Consider the following 18429-nt stretch of genomic DNA (forward strand, 5'->3'; position numbering starts at 1 on the left):
ATGAAATTCGGCGCTTTAATTATTGGCGATGAAATCTTATCTGGTAAAAGACAAGATAAACATTTTGAATTTTTACAAAAAACATTAAAAAAATATGAGCTTTCATTGTCTTGGGTGAAATATATTCAAGATGATTCGAAAGACATTATTCAGTCTATTAAAGAATCCATAAAACCAGATACATTAATTTTCTCTTTTGGTGGCATTGGTGCAACACCGGATGACTTCACAAGACAATCTGCAGCAGAAGCTTTTGGCCTTCAATTAACGAGAAATGATGAAGCTTTGAAGCTTATTGAAGAACAGTTTGGTGACGGAGCTTATCCTAAAAGAGTTTTAATGGCAGATATTCCCCAAGATGCATTATTAATTCCAAATGAAATTAATAAAATACCTGGCTTTAAAATTAATCATCATCATTTTTTGCCAGGGTTTCCAGAAATGGCATGGCCGATGGTTGAATGGATTCTTAATACACACTATCAAGGATTATTAAATCAAAACGATTTCGCTGAAGCTTCGATTTGGATTAATGATGTGAGTGAAAGTAAATTAATTGATTTGATGAATGAAATTGTAAAAAAATATCCAGAAATTAAACTTTTTAGTCTGCCAAAATTAAACCCGGTAAAAACTATCGAGCTTGGCGTTAAAGGTTCATCAAAATTAGTTAATGAAGCTATATTGGAAATACAAGACAAAATAGCCAATTTGGGCTATGAATGGCATAAGTAATTTGAAGTCTTCACTTTTATAAAAAGCCATTTGCCTATAAAATAGGCAACTTTCCCTAAGTAAATATAAAGACAGTGCAAATAGGCTCCATTTCCATTAAAAATAATCTCGTAGTCGCCCCCATGGCAGGCGTCACAGACCGTCCTTTCCGTCAACTTTGTAAAAAGTTTGGCGCTGGCATGGCGGTAAGTGAAATGGTGACATCAAACTCTCTTCTGTACGGCAGCGAAAAAACACTTCGTCGCGCCAATCACGAAGGTGAGGTAGATCCAATCTCAGTTCAAATTGCTGGCGCTGACCCAAAAATGATGGCTGAAGCAGCTCAATTTAATGTGGATCATGGCGCTCAAATTATCGATATCAATATGGGCTGTCCTGCGAAAAAAATATGTAATGTCATGGCAGGATCAGCACTTCTCAAAGATGAACCGCTTGTACAAAAAATATTATCTTCCGTGGTTAAATCTGTAGATGTTCCTGTCACATTAAAAATAAGAACTGGTTGGGACACCAAAAATCGTAATGCAATAGAAATTGCAAAAATTGCCGAAGACATTGGCATTAAAGCATTAGCTATTCATGGCAGAACAAGAGCTTGTTTGTACATGGGTGATGCTGAATATGACACCATCGCCAAAGTAAAACAATCAGTCAAAATTCCCGTTATTGCGAATGGTGATATCACTTCACCAGAAAAAGCTAAATTTGTTTTAGATTACACCGGTGTAGATGGGGTAATGATCGGAAGAGCTGCTCAAGGTAAGCCATGGATTTTTAGAGAAATTGATCACTATCTCAAAACAGGAAAGCATTTAGATAACCCGTCTACTGATGAAATCAAAAATATAACGATTGCTCATGTAAAAGAGCTTTATGATTTTTATGGTGAAAACGCAGGATTAAAAATTGCAAGAAAACATATCTCTTGGTACACAAAAGGATTAAAAAATTCTGCAAATTTCAGACATCATATGAATACAATTGAAACAATCGATGCCCAAATTAAAACAATCGAAGATTATTTTAATTTTCTTTCAATCGAATCCCCATATATAAAGTATGAAGAAGAAATGTTGGTAGCTTAATGGAAAAGAAAACAGATATCCCGGATTGTGTAAACGAATCTTTAGATCAATACTTCAAAGACTTGGATGGCGAGCATCCAACGAATGTTTACGATATGGTCATTGGTATAGTAGAGAAGCCACTATTAACTTATATTATGGGCATTTCAAAAGGCAACCAAAGTAAGGCTGCAGAAATTCTTGGTCTCAATAGAAATACACTCAGAAAGAAATTAAAACAACACAAAATTGATATCTAGTTATGATTAAAATAAAAAGAGCCCTTATAAGCGTATCAGACAAAAAAGGCATTATCGATTTCGCTAAGATGCTAATTAAATTCAATGTTGAAATTTTATCTACTGGAGGCACAGCAAAATTATTTGCTGAAAATAATATTCCTGTCATCGAGGTCAGTTATTATACGGGCTTCCCTGAAATGTTAGATGGGAGAGTAAAAACACTTCATCCAAAGATACATGGTGGAATTCTCGGAAAAAGAGATGACGAAAAACATCTAGAAACAATGAATAAATTTAATATTCCTTTAATTGATTTGGTGGTGGTGAACTTATATCCATTCGAAACAACCATATCTAAAGAAAACTGTCAGCTATCTGAAGCTATTGAGAATATAGATATCGGCGGTCCAGCAATGATTAGGTCTTCAGCCAAAAATTATAATGGTGTAGCTGTAGTAACTGAGGCTTCGGATTATAAAATGATTGAAGATGCATTAAAGCAAAATGATGGCGCGCTTAATCTGGAATGTAGATTTAATTTGGCTAAAAAAGCTTTTGAACATACTGCGAAATATGATTCAGCCATTTCAAATTATCTTAATGGACTAGATACAAATAGAAATGTAACCTACCCTAATAAACTTAACCTCGCATTTAACAAAAAGATGGACTTACGTTATGGCGAGAACCCACATCAAAGCGCATCGTTTTACGTTGATGAAATAACCAACAAAGGATCATTGGCAAGCTTTAAGCAATTACAGGGCAAAGAACTTTCATACAACAACTTAAATGACGCAGATACCGCATGGGAATGTGTTAAAAGCTTTAAGCTTCCTTCTTGCGTAATCGTAAAACATGCCAACCCATGCGGGGTAGGCTCCTCTAAAGACTTATTAGATGCTTATAAAAAAGCATTTCTAACTGATCCAACTTCTGCATTTGGAGGCATTATTGCTTGCAATACACCGCTAGACAAAAATACTGCATCTCAAATTATTACGCAATTTGTAGAAGTTGTAATCGCCCCATCTTACGAAGCTGAGTCACTTAAAATATTTGAATCAAAGCCAAACATTAGATTGCTAGAGGTAACATTGGATAACAACTTCAATGCTTTTGAATTAAAAAAAATTGGTGGCGGTTTACTCGTTCAGTCGCCCGATAATTTCAATATCGATATAAATCATTGCAAAATAGTTTCTAAACTTAAACCTAATCAAGAACAAATGGACGACATGCTTTTTGCATGGCGCGTCGCTAAATATGTCAAATCAAATGCGATTGTATTTTGTAAAAATAATCGAACATTAGGAATCGGTGCAGGCCAAATGAGCAGAGTAGACAGCACCAAGATTGCATCGATCAAAGCTCAAAATGCAAATCTTGATTTAACAAATTCAGTGGTCGCTTCGGACGCATTCTTTCCTTTTAGAGATGGTATTGATGTGCTGGCCGCGGCTGGAGCAAAATGCGTTATTCAACCTGGCGGAAGCCTTAGGGATGAAGAAGTTATATCTGCTGCCGACGAATTAGGTCTCGTCATGTTATTTACTGGATATCGTCACTTTAGGCATTAATTTATGAAAGTTCTAGTCATTGGAAGTGGCGGCAGAGAGCATGCAATGGCATGGAAACTTTCTCAAAGTAACAAAGTAAATTCTGTTTTTGTTGCGCCAGGTAATGGTGGAACTCACCTCAATCCAAAATTCAAAAATATTGATCTGGTTGATATTAATCTTCTTGCAGATTTCGCAATTGAAGAAAAAATTGACCTGACTGTCATTGGCCCAGAACTCCCTCTTTCTAAAGGTATTGTTGATTTATTTCGATCTAAGCATTTAAATATTTTTGGGCCCACTCAAAAAGCTGCTCAACTTGAAAGCTCTAAAGATTTTGCTAAAGATTTCATGTATAGACACAAAATTCCTACTGCAAAATATAAAACATTTAAAATACCTGATGAAGCTCATCGCTATATTGATGAGGAAGGCGCGCCTATTGTAATTAAAGCGGATGGATTAGCTTCAGGAAAAGGTGTCATCGTTGCTATGACGTTAAAAGAAGCTCATGATGCAATCGACTTTATGCTTGTAGACAATAGATTTGGTGATGCTGGAGCCAAGGTAGTTATTGAAGAATTTCTTGAAGGTGAAGAAGCTAGCTTTATGGTGATCTGTGATGGTAAAACAATTTTGCCACTTGCCACGAGCCAAGATCATAAAAGGCTTTTAGATCATGACATGGGGCCTAACACCGGCGGCATGGGAGCATATTCACCTGCACCTATAGTTACTGATGAAATTTATTCTAAAGTTATGAAAGAAATTATCTATCCAACCATCCATGGCATGGCTAATGATGGCATTCCTTTTACTGGATTTCTCTACGCAGGATTAATGATTACCAAAAAAGGTGAAGTAAAAACATTGGAATACAATTGTCGAATGGGGGATCCTGAAACTCAACCCATTCTTATGAGACTTAAAAGTGATTTTTTTGAAATGCTTTACAAATCATCAACTGGACATCTTGACTCAACAGAAATTGAATGGGATAAAAGAACAGCGCTAGCTGTCGTTTTAGCTTCAGAAGGCTACCCTGAAGCTCCAAAATTAAATGACGAAATTCATATTGAAGATCGTGTCATTTCTGATTCTTATATTTTCCATGCAGGCACAATCTTTAGAGATAATAAACTTCTCACTTCGGGAGGTAGAGTTTTGGCTGTCACAGCACTTGGTGATTCTGTCAAAGAAGCTCAATCAAAAGCTTATGAGACTATCAATACTGTCAAATTCAATGGCGCCCAATATCGAAAAGATATAGGTTTCAGAGCGCTAAATAATAACTAAATTGGCTAATCAAAGCTTAAGCCAGTATTTAAAAAATGTTGTAGTTATAGACTAGCCCAATAAATCCTATATCAAGGAAAATAAAATGATTAATTCAAATATAGTTTATGAGTACTTTAACAACCTTCAAATAAATATTGTTGAAACGCTTCAGCTTGTTGATGGGAAAAACTTTATTAATGATTCATGGCAACGAAAAGAAGGTGGAGGCGGCACTTCTTGCATTTTAGAAAATGGCAATGTATTCGAGAGGGCAGGTGTTGGATTTTCTCATGTTTTAGGTGATAAGCTGCCACGCTCAGCAAGTGTTGCTCATCCAGAAGCAGCAGATAGAAAGTGGGAGGCTATGGGTCTTTCACTTGTCTTACACCCTAAAAATCCATATGCCCCTACAGTGCATATGAATGTAAGATTTTTTATTGCAAAAAAAGAAGGTCTTGAAGATATTTGGTGGTTTGGTGGTGGTATGGATTTAACTCCTTATTATGGCTTTGACGAAGATGCCATTCATTTTCACCAAACACTTAAAACTATGCTTGATCTTTACGATAAAAAGCTTTACTCGGAATTTAAAAAAAATTGTGATGAATACTTTTACTTAAAACACCGTAACGAGCCTAGAGGTATTGGAGGTATTTTTTACGATGATTTTAATCAATTAGGTTTTGATAAATCTTTTAATTTAAATAAATCTGTAGGTGATATTTTTTTAAATGCATACCTACCTATTCTTCAGAGAAGAAAAAACACTTATTACACAGAAAAAGAAAGAGACTTTCAACTTTATCGACGTGGTCGTTATGTAGAATTTAATTTAATATTTGATCGTGGCACTTTATTTGGTTTGCAATCTAATGGCCGAACTGAATCAATTTTAATGTCTATGCCACCGATGGTTCAATGGAAATATGATTGGAAACCAGAATCAGGCAGTAAAGAAGAAAAGTTATACACATATTTTTTAACAAATAAAGATTGGTTGGGTCATGAATAATCTATTTGCAAAAATTTTGAGAAAAAAACATATAAACCATAAACATCCGGCTCATCTAAAAAAATGTTTAAGTGCACTAGATTTAACACTGCTTGGCATTGGCTGTATTATTGGTACAGGTATATTTGTCTTAACCGGTATTGCAGCTGCAAATCAAGCTGGTCCGGCGGTTATTTTGTCTTTCATAGTTTCAGGTTTTGCATGTGCTTTTGCGGCATTAGCTTACGCAGAATTATCATCATCGATTGGCGGTTGTGGAAGTGCATATGGTTATAGTTATGTTGCATTTGGTGAATTTTTTGCATGGGTTATTGGTTGGATTCTTTTGATGGAGTACGGAATGTCTATTGCTGCAGTTGCAAATGGATGGTCTGGATATTTTAATAATGCACTTACCGCTATGGGTATCGGCCTTCCAGAATCATTATCAAAAGCACCTTCATTAGGAGGTATGGTTAATCTTCCAGCAATGGTCATTATTTTAATTATCATGTCTTTGCTAATTACAGGAGCAAAGCAAAGTGCCAAATTTAATGCAGCAATGGTTTTTATTAAACTTTTAACCATCACACTATTTATTTCGGTCGCTATTTTTAATGTGAATCCATCCAATTGGCATCCATTTATGCCTTATGGATGGTTTTCTACATTACCTGATGGGAAAACTGTTGGCGTTCTCGCAGGTGCTTCATTAGTATTTTTTGCCTATGTTGGTTTCGATGCAGTCTCAACTGCTGCTGAAGAGGCTATCAATCCGCAAAGAGATCTGCCTAGAGGCATTATTGGTTCACTTGCTTTTTGCACAGTGATATACATCATCGTATCCTTATTACTTACTGGGGTTGTTCCATACCAAGAACTTAATGTGTCTTCCCCTGTAGCTTATGCGCTCCAAAAAATAGGTTTTCAAGGGGCCTCTGCAGTTGTAGCTACCGGTGTTATTACAGGACTTACAACTGTAATGCTTGTGCTTTATTACGCCTTAACAAGAATTATTTTTGCAATGAGTAGGGATGGGTTATTGCCTCATACTTTAAGTGAAGTCAATAAAACCACTAACACACCTGTGAGAGTTATTGTTTTTTGTGGCCTTATCATTTCTTTAATTGCGGGTTTTATACCACTTGGCACTTTAGCTGAAATTGTTAATATTGGAACGTTAGCTGCTTTTGTGATTGTTTCATTAGGAGTGATTTTTATAAGAAAACTTCATAAAAATAATAAGGCGACTTTTAAGAATAAATGGCATCCACTTATCCCTGTTCTGGGAATTTTTTCATGCGGCGCCTTAATGTTTTTCTTACCGCTTGAAACTTGGAGAAGATTTTTAATTTGGATATTGATTGGTATTGTTTTCTACTTTGTTTACTCAATTAAACATAGTCATCTAAATAAAAAACCGGCCTAAGCCGGTTTTTTATTACGTTATTACTTGATTAAAGAGAAAGAACCCATTGAACGATTGTTTTAATGTCTTCGTCTTTAACTTGTGGGTGAGGTGGCATTGGAACTGGGCCCCAAACGCCGCTACCACCCGCTTTTACTTTAGCTACTAATTTCGCTTCAGCACCTTTGTCCCCTTTATACTTAGTTGCAACATCCTTGTAAGATGGTCCAACCACTTTTTTTTCAACGCCATGACATGCTAAACATCCGCTTTTTTGAGCAAGTGCTTCAGCAGCTTTAGCATCTGCGGCTTGAGCTTGATTTGCGACGAACGCACCAACCATTGCAATACTTAAAATTACTGATTTCATATTATTTCCACCCTTAAATTGATTTTGCGCTTGTTATGATACTCCTAAACTTATTTAAATTAAAAGTAATTTAAATAAAATTAACCCATTAATATTCCTGAACTAAATACTCAGCTATTAGGCTATGGGATTGAATCGGATAAACCATTACACTATTCTCAAGGGCATTAACACTTTCCACACAAATCATTTTTTTCCATTCATGTTCAGTGCCCATATCAACCATAGTTTTAACTTTTTTATCCCAAGGTGTCCAGATAACTGTTGATTCACTATTTTGTTTTTGTATAGTAATTTTTCGATTAAACCCTTCATCATGAATTACACATGTATCTCTTGTATTTAAATAAACCCTATCAAATTCAGCATCAAATTTAATTTGATCTTCTTGAGTAAATTTTTTATACCCTCTGACTTTATCTGAATAGATTTTATTTTCCAATCCCGTCACCTTAATATTTTCTATGTCGCTTATTCCAAAATAAGTATGGTAGCCCTCGCCAATTAAAAAAGGTTGTTCGGATAGATTGGTTGTTTTAAGGTCTAAATGAATTGAGTTGCCGATTATGATAGAAAGCTCTAAATTAAATTGATATGAAAGTTGTCTATTAACCTCAGGGGTTGGCAGCATTACCAAAGTAACTTTAGTAGCTCCATTTTCTATATCAATAATTTCATTAATGCGCCATGGTATGACTCTTGCAAATCCGTGCGGACAAAAACTTCCATCGGTAGGATGTGCGCCAAACCAAGGCCAGCAAATGGGCACACCGCCCCGAATAGACCTTCCATGCATGTATCTCGCATTACTTGAAAGCCACAACACTTCGTTTTTAATATTGTGAGGCTTCCACTGCATGACATGAGCCCCCTGCAGAGCAATTTTTGCAGAAGCTAACTCATTATTAATTGTAATAAATTTTAGTCCAATTTCATTTTGGCTAATCTTATAGCTTTGGGCAGAAGATATATTTTTTTCACTTATCATCTTAAAAATTATAGTTCCTCTAACTTTGAAATATCTCGAATAGCCCCTTTATCTGCACTTGTCGTCATTAATGCATAAGCTTTTAATGCTTGAGATACTTTTCGTATTCTTGGTTTAGGTTTCCATGCATTTTTACCTTTAGCATTCATTTTAATTTTTCTTTGAGCAAGCAAAGTATCATCGATTATTAAATTAATTGTTCTATTTGGAATATCAATTTCAATCCGATCATTTTCTTCAATCAGACCAATCTCTCCTTGCTCAGCAGCCTCAGGAGATACATGCCCAATACTTAACCCTGACGTCCCCCCAGAAAATCTTCCGTCAGTTAAAAGCGCACAAACCTTACCGAGACCTTTCGATTTGAGGTAAGAAGTCGGATACAACATTTCTTGCATGCCAGGACCGCCACGTGGTCCTTCGTAGCGAATCACAACAACATCACCTGGTTTAATTTGATCAGCTAAAATTGCCTCTACAGCAGCATCTTGGCTTTCAAATACTCGCGCAGGCCCAGAAAAAATACGCAATACAGAAGTTGGAATACTAGTCGTATAACGCAACTCTTCTGCTTCAAACATACTCATATCAACGCCGGCTGTTTTTACAATACAGCCATTTCGTGCAATATTTCCAAACAAGACTGCTAAACCTCCATCTTGGCTGTATGCGTGCTCTTTATTTCGAATGCAGCCAGAAATTCTGTCATCATCTAAAGTTGGATAGAGCATGCTTTGACTAAATGCAATTGTCGTGGGTATGCCTCCCGGCGCAGAACGATAAAAATTTTTTACTTCCTCATTTTTGGTTCTCATAATATCCCACTGATCTATTGCTTCCCCTAGAGTTTTAGAGTGAACTGTGGAAACGTCCCTATGTATTAATGATGCACGATCAAGCTCTCCTAATATCCCCATCACACCGCCCGCTCTATGAACATCTTCCATGTGAAACTTATCCGTAGCAGGCGCTACTTTTGCTAAACAAGGTACTTTTCTTGAAATGCGATCTATATCTTTCATTGTAAAATTTACTTTAGCTTCATGAGCTGCTGCTAGTAAATGGAGAACAGTATTTGTAGAGCCTCCCATAGAAACATCTAGGCTCATGGCATTTTCAAAAGCTTTAAAATTTGCAATATTTCTAGGTAGCACACTCTCATTATCATTTTCGTAATATTGTTTCGCCAGATCAACAATAAGTCTTCCAGCTTCTTGGAATAATTTTTTTCGTGCCGCATGCGTCGCTAAAGTACTCCCATTCCCAGGTAGACTTAATCCCAAGGCTTCCGTTAAACAATTCATTGAGTTTGCTGTAAACATACCAGAGCAAGAGCCACATGTTGGACAGGCTGATCGTTCAATTTCATCAGAATTTTTATCGGATACTTTTGGATCAGCACCGGCAACAATTGCGTCCACTAAATCTAATTTCTTTACTTGATTATTCCAATTAACCTTTCCAGCTTCCATAGGGCCGCCTGAAACAAAGACTACAGGAATATTAATTCTGAGAGCCGCCATGAGCATGCCAGGTGTTATCTTGTCGCAATTTGATATACAAACAATGGCATCTGCACAGTGAGCATTTACCATATATTCGACGCTATCTGCAATAAGGTCTCGGCTTGGTAAGCTGTATAGCATGCCGTCATGACCCATAGCTATACCATCATCCACTGCAATGGTATTAAATTCTTTCGCGACGCCACCATGCTTTTCAATTTCTCTTGCTACAAGCTGTCCTATATCTTTTAAGTGAACATGCCCCGGAACGAATTGAGTGAATGAATTGCAAACAGCAATAATTGGCTTTGTAAAATCTTCATCCTTCATTCCCGTAGCTCGCCAAAGTGCGCGAGCACCAGCTTGATTTCTACCGTGAGTTGTCGTTTTAGAGCGATATACGGGCATAATGACCTCTTACAATTACAATCAATTTAAACAATTATTTTAACTTATAATGACAACAAATTTATGTTTATTCACCCCCAAATAAACCCTGTAGCTCTTAGTCTTGGGCCGTTTCAAATTCATTGGTACGGAATCATGTATCTTTTCGCTTTTTTAGGGTTTCTTCAATTAGGTAAAGTTCAAATCAAAACACGTCCGTGGCTATTCTGGAATGAAAAGATGCTAGATGACGCTTTCTTTTATGGGGCTATAGGTGTCATTGCCGGGGGTCGATTAGGTTACATCTTATTCTATCAACTGCAATATTATCTTCGAGAACCGATTGAGATCATTGCGTTATGGAAAGGCGGCATGTCATTTCATGGAGGATTTTTAGGTGTAGTTATTGCTATGATTCTCACAGCTAAAAAATATAAAATAACTTTACTTTCAGTTTTAGATTTCATTGCCCCGTTGGTTCCTCTAGGGCTTGCTTTTGGTCGTATTGGAAATTTTATTAATGCGGAGCTATGGGGCAGGCCAACACAATTTTTCTTAGGTATGATTTTTCCAAATGTAGACGACATCCCAAGACACCCATCTCAGCTTTACGAAAGCTTTTTTGAAGGTTTCGTTATGTTTGTATTGCTTTGGTTATATTCCAATCAAAAAAGGAAGACAGGCCAAATAGCTGCTTTATTCTTAATACTATACGGAACGTTTAGATTTTTAATTGAATTTACAAGAGAGCCTGATTCATTCTTAGGCTTGCTCTTTTTAAATCTTTCAATGGGTCAATGGCTATCTATTCCAATGCTCTTGGCTGGCATTTATCTTTTTAAGAAAAACTAACAACAGCGTTTTAAACCACTCCATTTTTTCTCAATTGTAGCCTGATAAAAATTTTTTTTACTCATCAATTTATGTTTTTTTGAACATTTTTTATGACTCTTCAAATATAGATCGTAGAGATCGTCCCCTGATAGTCTTCGTATGAATTCATATACTGATTTAATTACTTTTAACATAGATTATTAATTCTTTTTGAAAAAAGAAATTCTTAACATATCAACAACAACTGTCCATAAAATAATAAGTAAAAATAAAGTAATAAAGGCATCTAATTTTTGATTAAAAATTAATTGGTGAGTAATGGATATTTTACTATCCTCAATGAGTCCTATATTTATTTTATCTGTCAGATCTCTTGCTGCTGCGATAAATCCAACCCTAATATCTTGACTAAATATTTTTTGATAAGCAGCTGTCGTCGTCACAATAATCAGCCAAATTAGAGGCAAACCTGTTACCCAAGCATATTTTAATTTATTTGATTTGATAAGAATGCCAGTACCTACAGACAATGCAATAGCTGCAAGCATTTGATTTGCAATACCAAACAGGGGCCATAAAATATTTACACCACCATTGGGATCTATCACACCAATATATAAAAAATATCCCCAGCAACTTACAACAATTGCGCTACTTAAAATAATAGATGGCATCCATGATGTTCGACCAAACCTCGGATAAATATTACCAATCATATCTTGTAACATAAATCTTCCCACACGAGTTCCTGCATCTAGCGTGGTTAGAATAAATATTGCTTCAAACATAATAGCAAAGTGATACCACATCGCTAATAAATTTGTACCAAAAGCTTTGCCAAATATATTTGCCATGCCTACTGCCAATGAAGGGGCGCCACCTGTTCTTGCAAAAAGCGATGTTTCACCCATATTTTTTGCAAGTAATTCCATTTCTTCAACTGTCACTTTAAATCCCCATGAATTGATTTTTTGAATGGCACCCGCAGCTTCTGCTCCAACCACACCCACAGGGCTATTAATTGCAAAAAATATACCTGGTTCTAATACTGTTGCAGCTATCAAGGCCATAATGGCTACGAAAGATTCTAGAAGCATCGCTCCATAGCCAATCATAGGAATATATTTTTCATTATCTAATAATTTAGGGGTTGTACCTGATGCTATTAAAGAATGAAATCCGGAAATAGCGCCACACGCTATGGTAATAAAAACAAAAGGGAATACACTTCCCCCAAAAATAGGGCCAGTGCCGTCAGTAAATTGAGTTAATGCAGGCATTTTAATCTCCGGTTGCAATGTCATAATTGCAACAGCTAAAACAATCACTGTGCCCAATTTTACAAAAGTCGATAGATAATCTCTCGGGGCTAATAGAAGCCAAACCGGAAGAACTGCTGCTGCAAAGCCATAAAAAATAACGGCCCACGCCAATGTCAAGCTGTCATGATCAAAATAAGCTCTTAAGGTTTGCGAATGATCAATTAAACCTCCAGCAAAAACAGCTAGAAGCAATAATCCAAATCCAATTAAAGATGCTTCAAGCACTCTTCCTGATCTGATGGATCTTAAGTAAATGCCAATAAAAATTGCTATGGGTATAGTTGCAGCAACTGTTGATGTTGCCCAAGGGCTATGTTTCATAGCATTTACAACTACCAATCCTAAAACGGCAATCAAAATAACCATGATTAAAAAAGTACCAATCAATGAAGCAGTTCCGCCAATCACACCAATCTCATCTCTTGCCATTTGCCCAAGACTTTTTCCATTACGTCTCATTGAAAAAAATAGTGTAGTCATATCTTGAACAGCGCCCCCCAATACAGCACCTATGAGTATCCATAACATTCCTGGAAGATAACCAAACTGTGCGGCTAATGTAGGGCCTACTAGAGGTCCCGGTCCAGCTATAGCAGCGAAATGGTGACCAAATACAATCCATTTATTTGTAGGAATAAAATCTTTATCATTTCTTAGTCTTAAGGCTGGCGTTTTTTTGTGTTCGTCAATAACTAAAACTGTTGCCGCAATCCAACTTGCATAAAATCTATAAGCAATCATGAATACACATATAGCTGCTGTAATAAACCAAACAGCATTGATACTTTCATTTCGACTCAGTGCAATCGTAGAAAAAGCAATAGCTCCCAATATAGCTATTAGAAACCAAACTATATTTTTTAAATATTTTTTAATCATGATGTATCCAAACTTGGCGTTTAAATTAATTTATTGCTATATATCTTTGATATACTTGTTTCCCATTTATTCTTTTAATTATATGCAATTAATAAAAATTAAAAAAACTAATTTCATTGTAAGTACATAAATCTTAATCTTGGCATCTCATAAAATTATTCTTGGCGTTACTGGAGGCATAGCTGCATACAAAGCTGCTGAATTAACTCGCCTTCTTATTAAAAACGATTTTGACGTTCAAGTTGTCATGACTGAGTCTGCTAGCCATTTCATAACACCACTTACTTTCCAGGCATTATCGGGCAAAGAAGTATTAACAAGTTTATGGAAAAGTAACGCTAGCAATGGGATGTCGCATATAGAGCTATCAAGAAATTATGACCTTATTGTAATTGCTCCAGCCAGTGCTAATTTCCTTGCCAAATTAACCCATGGTTTTGCTGATGATCTTTTATCTTCTTTATGTTTAGCAAGGTCTTGTCCAATTGCTTTAGCACCAGCCATGAATGTCCATATGTGGACAAATACAGCCACTCAGCGCAATGTTTATCAATTAAAAAATGATGGTGTCTTATTTTTTGGTCCAGACTCAGGCGACCAAGCTTGTGGTGATGTAGGATTCGGAAGAATGATGGATGCTGAAGAATTATTTAGATCAATTCAAAATCATCTCACGCCGAAATTACTTAAAAATAAAAGGTTGTTAATAACTTCTGGTGGCACAATTGAAATGATAGATGATGTAAGAGGTATTACAAATCTTAGCTCAGGTAATATGGGTGCTGCTATCGCTAATACTGCTGAGTCTATGGGCGCATCGGTCACTTTAATTTCATCAACGCAACAAGTTTTTTCAGAAAATATAAATGTCATTCATGCAAGCAATGCGCATTCTATGCACCAAGCCGTGCTAAAACATATAAACAATCAAGATATTTTCATTAGTGTAGCGGCTGTTTCTGATTACAAGCCAAAAGAAATATTTAAAGGTAAATTAAAAAAAGATAATTCAGATATTACACTTCAACTCACTCCTACAATCGATATTCTCAAAGAAATAGGATTATCTAAAAATAAAATATTTAAAGTAGGCTTTGCAGCAGAAAGCGAAAATCTGATTGAGAATGCACAAAAAAAATTGAAAGAAAAAAATTTAGATTTAATTGTGGCAAACTTAATTCATGAATCCATGGGCCTTGAAGACACTAAGATTTCAATAATCGATCAAAACAATGTTGTTGAGATAGCAAAATCAAATAAAATAGTTGCAGCAAAAGCTATTTTGAAAGAAATAGCTCATCGCATACATTCGGATAAATAATATGAGTCTAACTATTGATTTTAAAATTTTGGATAAACGTATCGAGGAAATGTTACCTAATTATGCTTCACCAGGTTCAGCAGGTCTCGATCTTCGAGCATGTACTGAACACGTACAAACTATCAATCCTGGCGAAACATTTCTTATACCCACTGGCATTTCTATCTTTATTAAAGACCCTACTTATGCAGCCCTTATTCTTCCCAGATCGGGTTTAGGCCATAAACACGGGATTGTTTTAGGTAATTTAGTAGGCCTAATTGATTCGGATTATCAAGGTCAATTGCTCGTTTCTTGCTGGAATCGAAGCGAAAACGCTTTCCTGCTCAACCCTATGGAGCGTATAGCCCAGCTTGTCATTGTTCCCGTTATCCAGGCCAAATTTAGCCTGGTAGACGAATTCCCTCGGACTGAACGAGGTGAAGGCGGCTTTGGAAGTACAGGTAAAAACTAACGAATTCACTTGAAAAGACAGTGGGTTATGTGGTTTAATAGCACTCTTTTTCGAAATTATTGTAACAAATAAAGGATTTAAATTATGGCTCGCGTATGTCAATTAACCGGCAAAAAACCAATGTCAGGAAACAACGTATCTCACGCCAATAACAAGACCAAAAGACGCTTTTTACCTAATTTACAAAACCGTAAATTCTGGGTTGAAACAGAGAATCGTTGGATTTCAATGAGAATTACTAATGCTGCGCTAAGAACAATCGACAAGCTAGGCATTGATGCTATTGTTAAAAAAATGCGTGCAGCTGGCCAGAAAATTTAAGGAATATATATGCGTGAAAAAATCAAATTAGAATCAAGTGCGGGTACTGGGCATTTCTACACAACAACAAAAAACAAAAGAACGATGCCTGACAAAATGGAAATCAAAAAATTTGATCCCGTTGTCAGAAAACATGTCGTTTATAAAGAAGCTAAAATTAAATAATTTATAGATTTAAATCTATAAAATAAAAAAGCCAGCATTAGCTGGCTTTTTTATTCATACGAGAATAATTTATTATTCTGCTACAGTTTCTTCTTTAGGAGCTGGCGCTGCAACTTCTACAATAGGTCTATCTACAAGCTCAACAAAGGCCATAGGCGCATTATCTCCGTCTCGAAAGCCACACTTTAATATTCTTAAATAGCCACCTTTTCTTGTGTTATATCGCGGGCCTAATTCAGCAAATAATTTAGTCACAATATCTCTATCTCTTAAGCGACTAAAAGCTAAACGTCTATTAGATAAAGTTGCATTTTTTGCTAATGTAATAAGAGGTTCAGCCACCTTCCTAAGCTCTTTAGCTTTAGGTAATGTAGTTTTAATAATCTCATTTTTTAACAAGGAGGTAGCCATATTTCTCAACATTGCTTGTCGATGACTGCTCGTTCTGTTTAGTTTTCTATGACCATTTGCGTGACGCATACTCTTACCCTCAAATTTTTCTTATTTAATAATTACGCTTTTTCTAAACCTGCTGGAGGCCAATTTTCTAGCTTCATACCCAAAGTTAAACCTTTAGAAGCAAGAACATCCTTAATCTCATTAAGTGATTTTCTTCCAAGATTTGGAGCTTTTAAAAGCTCATTTTCACTTCGTTGAATTAGATCACCAATGTAATAAATATTTTCTGCTTTTAAACAGTTTGCAGATCTTACAGTGAGCTCTAGATCGTCAACGGGTCTTAATAAGACGGGATCAACTTGAGGCGCTTGCTTTACTTCAACTTCAGTTAAAGCACTTTCTAAGTTTGCAAATACAGAAAGTTGTCCCATTAAAATTCTAGCAGCGTCTCTAATCGCTTGTTCAGCATCAATAACACCATTAGTTTCAACGTCCATGATTAATTTGTCTAAGTCTGTTCTTTGTTCTACGCGAGCGCTTTCAACAAAATAACTTACTTTATTGATTGGGCTGAAAGAAGCATCTACCATGATAAAACCTAAGGTTTTATCTTCTTGATTTGATTTTCTTCTTGCTGGAACAGGTTGATAACCTCTACCCATTTCAACCTTAACTTCTAGATTTAATTTTCCGCCTTTTGTAAGATGCGCAATTAAATGATTTGGATTAATAATTTCAGCATCATGATTTGTTTCAAAATCAGCAGCCGTTACAGGGCCTTCGGTAGTTTTGTTTAGTGTAAGGATTGTCTCAGATTTATTATGAAGCTTTAATGCAACACCTTTTAAATTCAAGAGAATATCAACTACGTCTTCTTGCACACCGTCTAAAGTTGAATATTCATGAACTACGCCATCAATTTTCACTTCAGTAATTGCATAGCCGGGAATTGAGGACAATAAAACACGTCTTAATGCATTACCTAAAGTAAAGCCAAAACCCCTTTCCATAGGCTCTAGAGTAACGCGAGCTCTTACTGGGTTTATAACTTCAACATTTACAATTCTTGGTTTTAAATATTCTGTAGGACTATTTTGCATTATGTATCCTTATCAATAATTCTTATTTAATTATTTTGAGTAGAGCTCAACAACAAGTGATTCATTGATTGTTGCAGGCAAATCATCACGTAGTGGTTTATTTTTGAATGTACCTTTAAGGCCTTTTACGTCAACCTCAATCCATTCTGGAAAGCCTCTTTGTTCTGCAGCTTCAATCGAACCTTTAATTCTTAATTGTTGCTTAGATGCTTCTGCAACTGAGAGCACGTCCCCTGGCTTCACTTGATAAGAAGGGATATTCACTCTTTGGCCATTTACCAAAAGACTGTTATGTCTTACGATTTGTCTAGCCTCTGTGCGCGAAGCACCAATGCCCATCCGATAAGCAACGTTATCTAATCTGCACTCTAAAAGCTGTAAAAGATTTTCGCCGGTAATACCTTTTTTTCTCTCCGCTTCAGCATAGTAACTTCTGAACTGCGCCTCTAGGATTCCATAAATTCTTCTGAGCTTTTGTTTTTCTCTTAATTGAACGCCGTAATCTGATAAACGACTTGCTCTTCTTTGTCCGTGTTGGCCAGGAGGAAAATTACGCTTTTCAATAGCGCATTTGTCAGTAAAACATTTTTCGCCTTTAAGAAAAAGTTTTTCGCCTTCTCTTCTACATTGACGACATTTAGGATCTAGATTTCTTGCCAAAATAACTCTCCTGTTTCAATGAGCAATTCAATGCTCAACTTATTAAATTCTTCTTTTCTTAGGTGGACGGCAACCATTATGTGGCACTGGCGTCACATCTTGAATGCTTGTGATTTTAAATCCTGCAGCATTAAGAGCTCGCACTGCAGATTCTCTTCCAGGACCTGGTCCTTTAATTTTTACTTCAAGATTTTTTACACCACACTCTTGAGCTGCTTTACCTGCTGCTTCAGCTGCTACCTGTGCTGCAAAAGGCGTACTTTTTCTTGAGCCTTTAAATCCAGCGCCGCCAGATGTTGCCCAAGATAATGCGTTACCTTGTCTGTCTGTAATTGTGATGATTGTGTTATTGAAAGATGCGTGAACGTGAGCAATACCTTCCGCTACGTTTTTCTTAACTTTCTTTTTTACACGAACATTAGCTTTTGTTGCCATAAATAATCCTTA

General features: G+C 36.2%; 21 protein-coding genes. 12 read left to right on the forward strand and 9 right to left on the reverse strand.

Annotated elements, in window-relative coordinates; genetic code table 11:
• The 7 genes from FIT61_RS05585 to FIT61_RS05615 all read left to right on the forward strand — a co-directional run bounded on the left by FIT61_RS05585 (position 1) and on the right by FIT61_RS05615 (position 7298).
• Positions 1-735 carry a competence/damage-inducible protein A gene (locus FIT61_RS05585; protein WP_139883746.1) on the forward strand — a complete coding sequence of 245 codons (735 nt, stop codon included), beginning with the start codon at positions 1-3 and terminating at the stop codon, positions 733-735.
• 74 nt (positions 736-809) lie between these two features.
• Positions 810-1820: a tRNA dihydrouridine synthase DusB gene (gene dusB / locus FIT61_RS05590; RefSeq protein WP_139873803.1), complete on the forward strand. Its 1011-nt coding sequence runs from the start codon at positions 810-812 to the stop codon at positions 1818-1820.
• Positions 1820-2059 (forward strand): helix-turn-helix domain-containing protein, encoded by a 240-nt coding sequence (locus FIT61_RS05595; RefSeq protein WP_139866940.1) that lies wholly within the window; start codon positions 1820-1822, stop codon positions 2057-2059. Before dusB ends, FIT61_RS05595 begins: the two co-directional genes overlap by 1 nt.
• A gap of 2 nt (positions 2060-2061) precedes the next feature.
• On the forward strand, positions 2062-3621 hold the full coding sequence (gene purH / locus FIT61_RS05600) for a bifunctional phosphoribosylaminoimidazolecarboxamide formyltransferase/IMP cyclohydrolase (protein ID WP_139883748.1): 1560 nt from the start codon (positions 2062-2064) through the stop codon (positions 3619-3621).
• 3 nt (positions 3622-3624) lie between these two features.
• Positions 3625-4896 (forward strand): phosphoribosylamine--glycine ligase, encoded by a 1272-nt coding sequence (gene purD / locus FIT61_RS05605; protein ID WP_139873805.1) that lies wholly within the window; start codon positions 3625-3627, stop codon positions 4894-4896.
• 85 nt (positions 4897-4981) lie between these two features.
• Positions 4982-5890, forward strand: coding sequence for an oxygen-dependent coproporphyrinogen oxidase (hemF, locus tag FIT61_RS05610; RefSeq protein ID WP_139873806.1), 909 nt, complete (start codon positions 4982-4984; stop codon positions 5888-5890).
• Positions 5883-7298: an amino acid permease gene (locus FIT61_RS05615; RefSeq protein WP_139873807.1), complete on the forward strand. Its 1416-nt coding sequence runs from the start codon at positions 5883-5885 to the stop codon at positions 7296-7298. The genes hemF and FIT61_RS05615 overlap by 8 nt, the downstream gene beginning before the upstream one ends.
• Before the next feature lie 28 nt (positions 7299-7326).
• Here the strand turns inward: FIT61_RS05615 and FIT61_RS05620 are convergent, their stop codons facing one another.
• The 3 genes from FIT61_RS05620 to ilvD form a co-directional block, all read right to left on the reverse strand.
• Positions 7327-7647, reverse strand: a complete 321-nt coding sequence (locus FIT61_RS05620) for a c-type cytochrome (RefSeq protein ID WP_139873808.1) — start codon at positions 7645-7647, stop codon at positions 7327-7329.
• An 88-nt stretch (positions 7648-7735) separates the two neighbouring features.
• The gene (locus FIT61_RS05625) at positions 7736-8635 is read right to left on the reverse strand and encodes a D-hexose-6-phosphate mutarotase (RefSeq protein WP_139883750.1); all 900 of its coding nucleotides are present in this window, start codon (positions 8633-8635) and stop codon (positions 7736-7738) included.
• Positions 8636-8643: 8 nt separating this feature from the next.
• Positions 8644-10548, reverse strand: coding sequence for a dihydroxy-acid dehydratase (gene ilvD, locus FIT61_RS05630; protein WP_139873810.1), 1905 nt, complete (start codon positions 10546-10548; stop codon positions 8644-8646).
• Between the two features lie 63 nt (positions 10549-10611).
• Here ilvD and lgt point away from each other — a divergent pair, with 63 nt between their 5' ends.
• Positions 10612-11379 (forward strand): prolipoprotein diacylglyceryl transferase, encoded by a 768-nt coding sequence (gene lgt / locus FIT61_RS05635; protein ID WP_139873811.1) that lies wholly within the window; start codon positions 10612-10614, stop codon positions 11377-11379.
• Here the strand turns inward: lgt and FIT61_RS06850 are convergent.
• Together FIT61_RS06850 and FIT61_RS05645 are read right to left on the reverse strand one after the other, a co-directional pair.
• On the reverse strand, positions 11376-11555 hold the full coding sequence (locus FIT61_RS06850; RefSeq protein ID WP_139873812.1) for a CstA-like transporter-associated (seleno)protein: 180 nt from the start codon (positions 11553-11555) through the stop codon (positions 11376-11378). The two genes, lgt and FIT61_RS06850, sit on opposite strands and share 4 nt — an antisense overlap.
• Before the next feature lie 6 nt (positions 11556-11561).
• A complete protein-coding gene (locus FIT61_RS05645) occupies positions 11562-13562 on the reverse strand; it encodes a carbon starvation CstA family protein (protein WP_420886426.1) in 2001 nt (666 codons plus the stop codon).
• Between the two features lie 139 nt (positions 13563-13701).
• Between FIT61_RS05645 and coaBC the strand changes: the two genes are divergently transcribed.
• The 4 genes from coaBC to rpmG all read left to right on the forward strand — a co-directional run bounded on the left by coaBC (position 13702) and on the right by rpmG (position 15823).
• The gene (gene coaBC, locus FIT61_RS05650) at positions 13702-14883 is read left to right on the forward strand and encodes a bifunctional phosphopantothenoylcysteine decarboxylase/phosphopantothenate--cysteine ligase CoaBC (protein ID WP_223259456.1); all 1182 of its coding nucleotides are present in this window, start codon (positions 13702-13704) and stop codon (positions 14881-14883) included.
• A gap of 1 nt (position 14884) precedes the next feature.
• Positions 14885-15337: a dUTP diphosphatase gene (gene dut / locus FIT61_RS05655; protein ID WP_139883754.1), complete on the forward strand. Its 453-nt coding sequence runs from the start codon at positions 14885-14887 to the stop codon at positions 15335-15337.
• Positions 15338-15421: 84 nt separating this feature from the next.
• Positions 15422-15658, forward strand: coding sequence for a 50S ribosomal protein L28 (gene rpmB / locus FIT61_RS05660; RefSeq protein WP_139873815.1), 237 nt, complete (start codon positions 15422-15424; stop codon positions 15656-15658).
• Between the two features lie 9 nt (positions 15659-15667).
• Positions 15668-15823 (forward strand): 50S ribosomal protein L33, encoded by a 156-nt coding sequence (gene rpmG, locus FIT61_RS05665; RefSeq protein WP_139866914.1) that lies wholly within the window; start codon positions 15668-15670, stop codon positions 15821-15823.
• Positions 15824-15895: 72 nt separating this feature from the next.
• Here rpmG and rplQ read toward each other — a convergent pair whose 3' ends face one another.
• The 4 genes from rplQ to rpsK are packed head-to-tail and all read right to left on the reverse strand — an operon-like array spanning position 15896 to position 18417.
• Positions 15896-16303 carry a 50S ribosomal protein L17 gene (gene rplQ, locus FIT61_RS05670; RefSeq protein WP_139873816.1) on the reverse strand — a complete coding sequence of 136 codons (408 nt, stop codon included), beginning with the start codon at positions 16301-16303 and terminating at the stop codon, positions 15896-15898.
• A 32-nt stretch (positions 16304-16335) separates the two neighbouring features.
• Entirely contained in the window at positions 16336-17322 is a 987-nt protein-coding gene (locus FIT61_RS05675) for a DNA-directed RNA polymerase subunit alpha (RefSeq protein ID WP_139873817.1), read from the reverse strand.
• 30 nt (positions 17323-17352) lie between these two features.
• Positions 17353-17982 carry a 30S ribosomal protein S4 gene (gene rpsD, locus FIT61_RS05680; RefSeq protein ID WP_139873818.1) on the reverse strand — a complete coding sequence of 210 codons (630 nt, stop codon included), beginning with the start codon at positions 17980-17982 and terminating at the stop codon, positions 17353-17355.
• Positions 17983-18024: 42 nt separating this feature from the next.
• Entirely contained in the window at positions 18025-18417 is a 393-nt protein-coding gene (rpsK, locus tag FIT61_RS05685; RefSeq protein ID WP_139873819.1) for a 30S ribosomal protein S11, read from the reverse strand.
• Positions 18418-18429 lie beyond the last annotated feature (12 nt).

This window comes from Candidatus Methylopumilus rimovensis, assembly GCF_006364615.1.
Lineage (GTDB): Bacteria > Pseudomonadota > Gammaproteobacteria > Burkholderiales > Methylophilaceae > Methylopumilus > Methylopumilus rimovensis.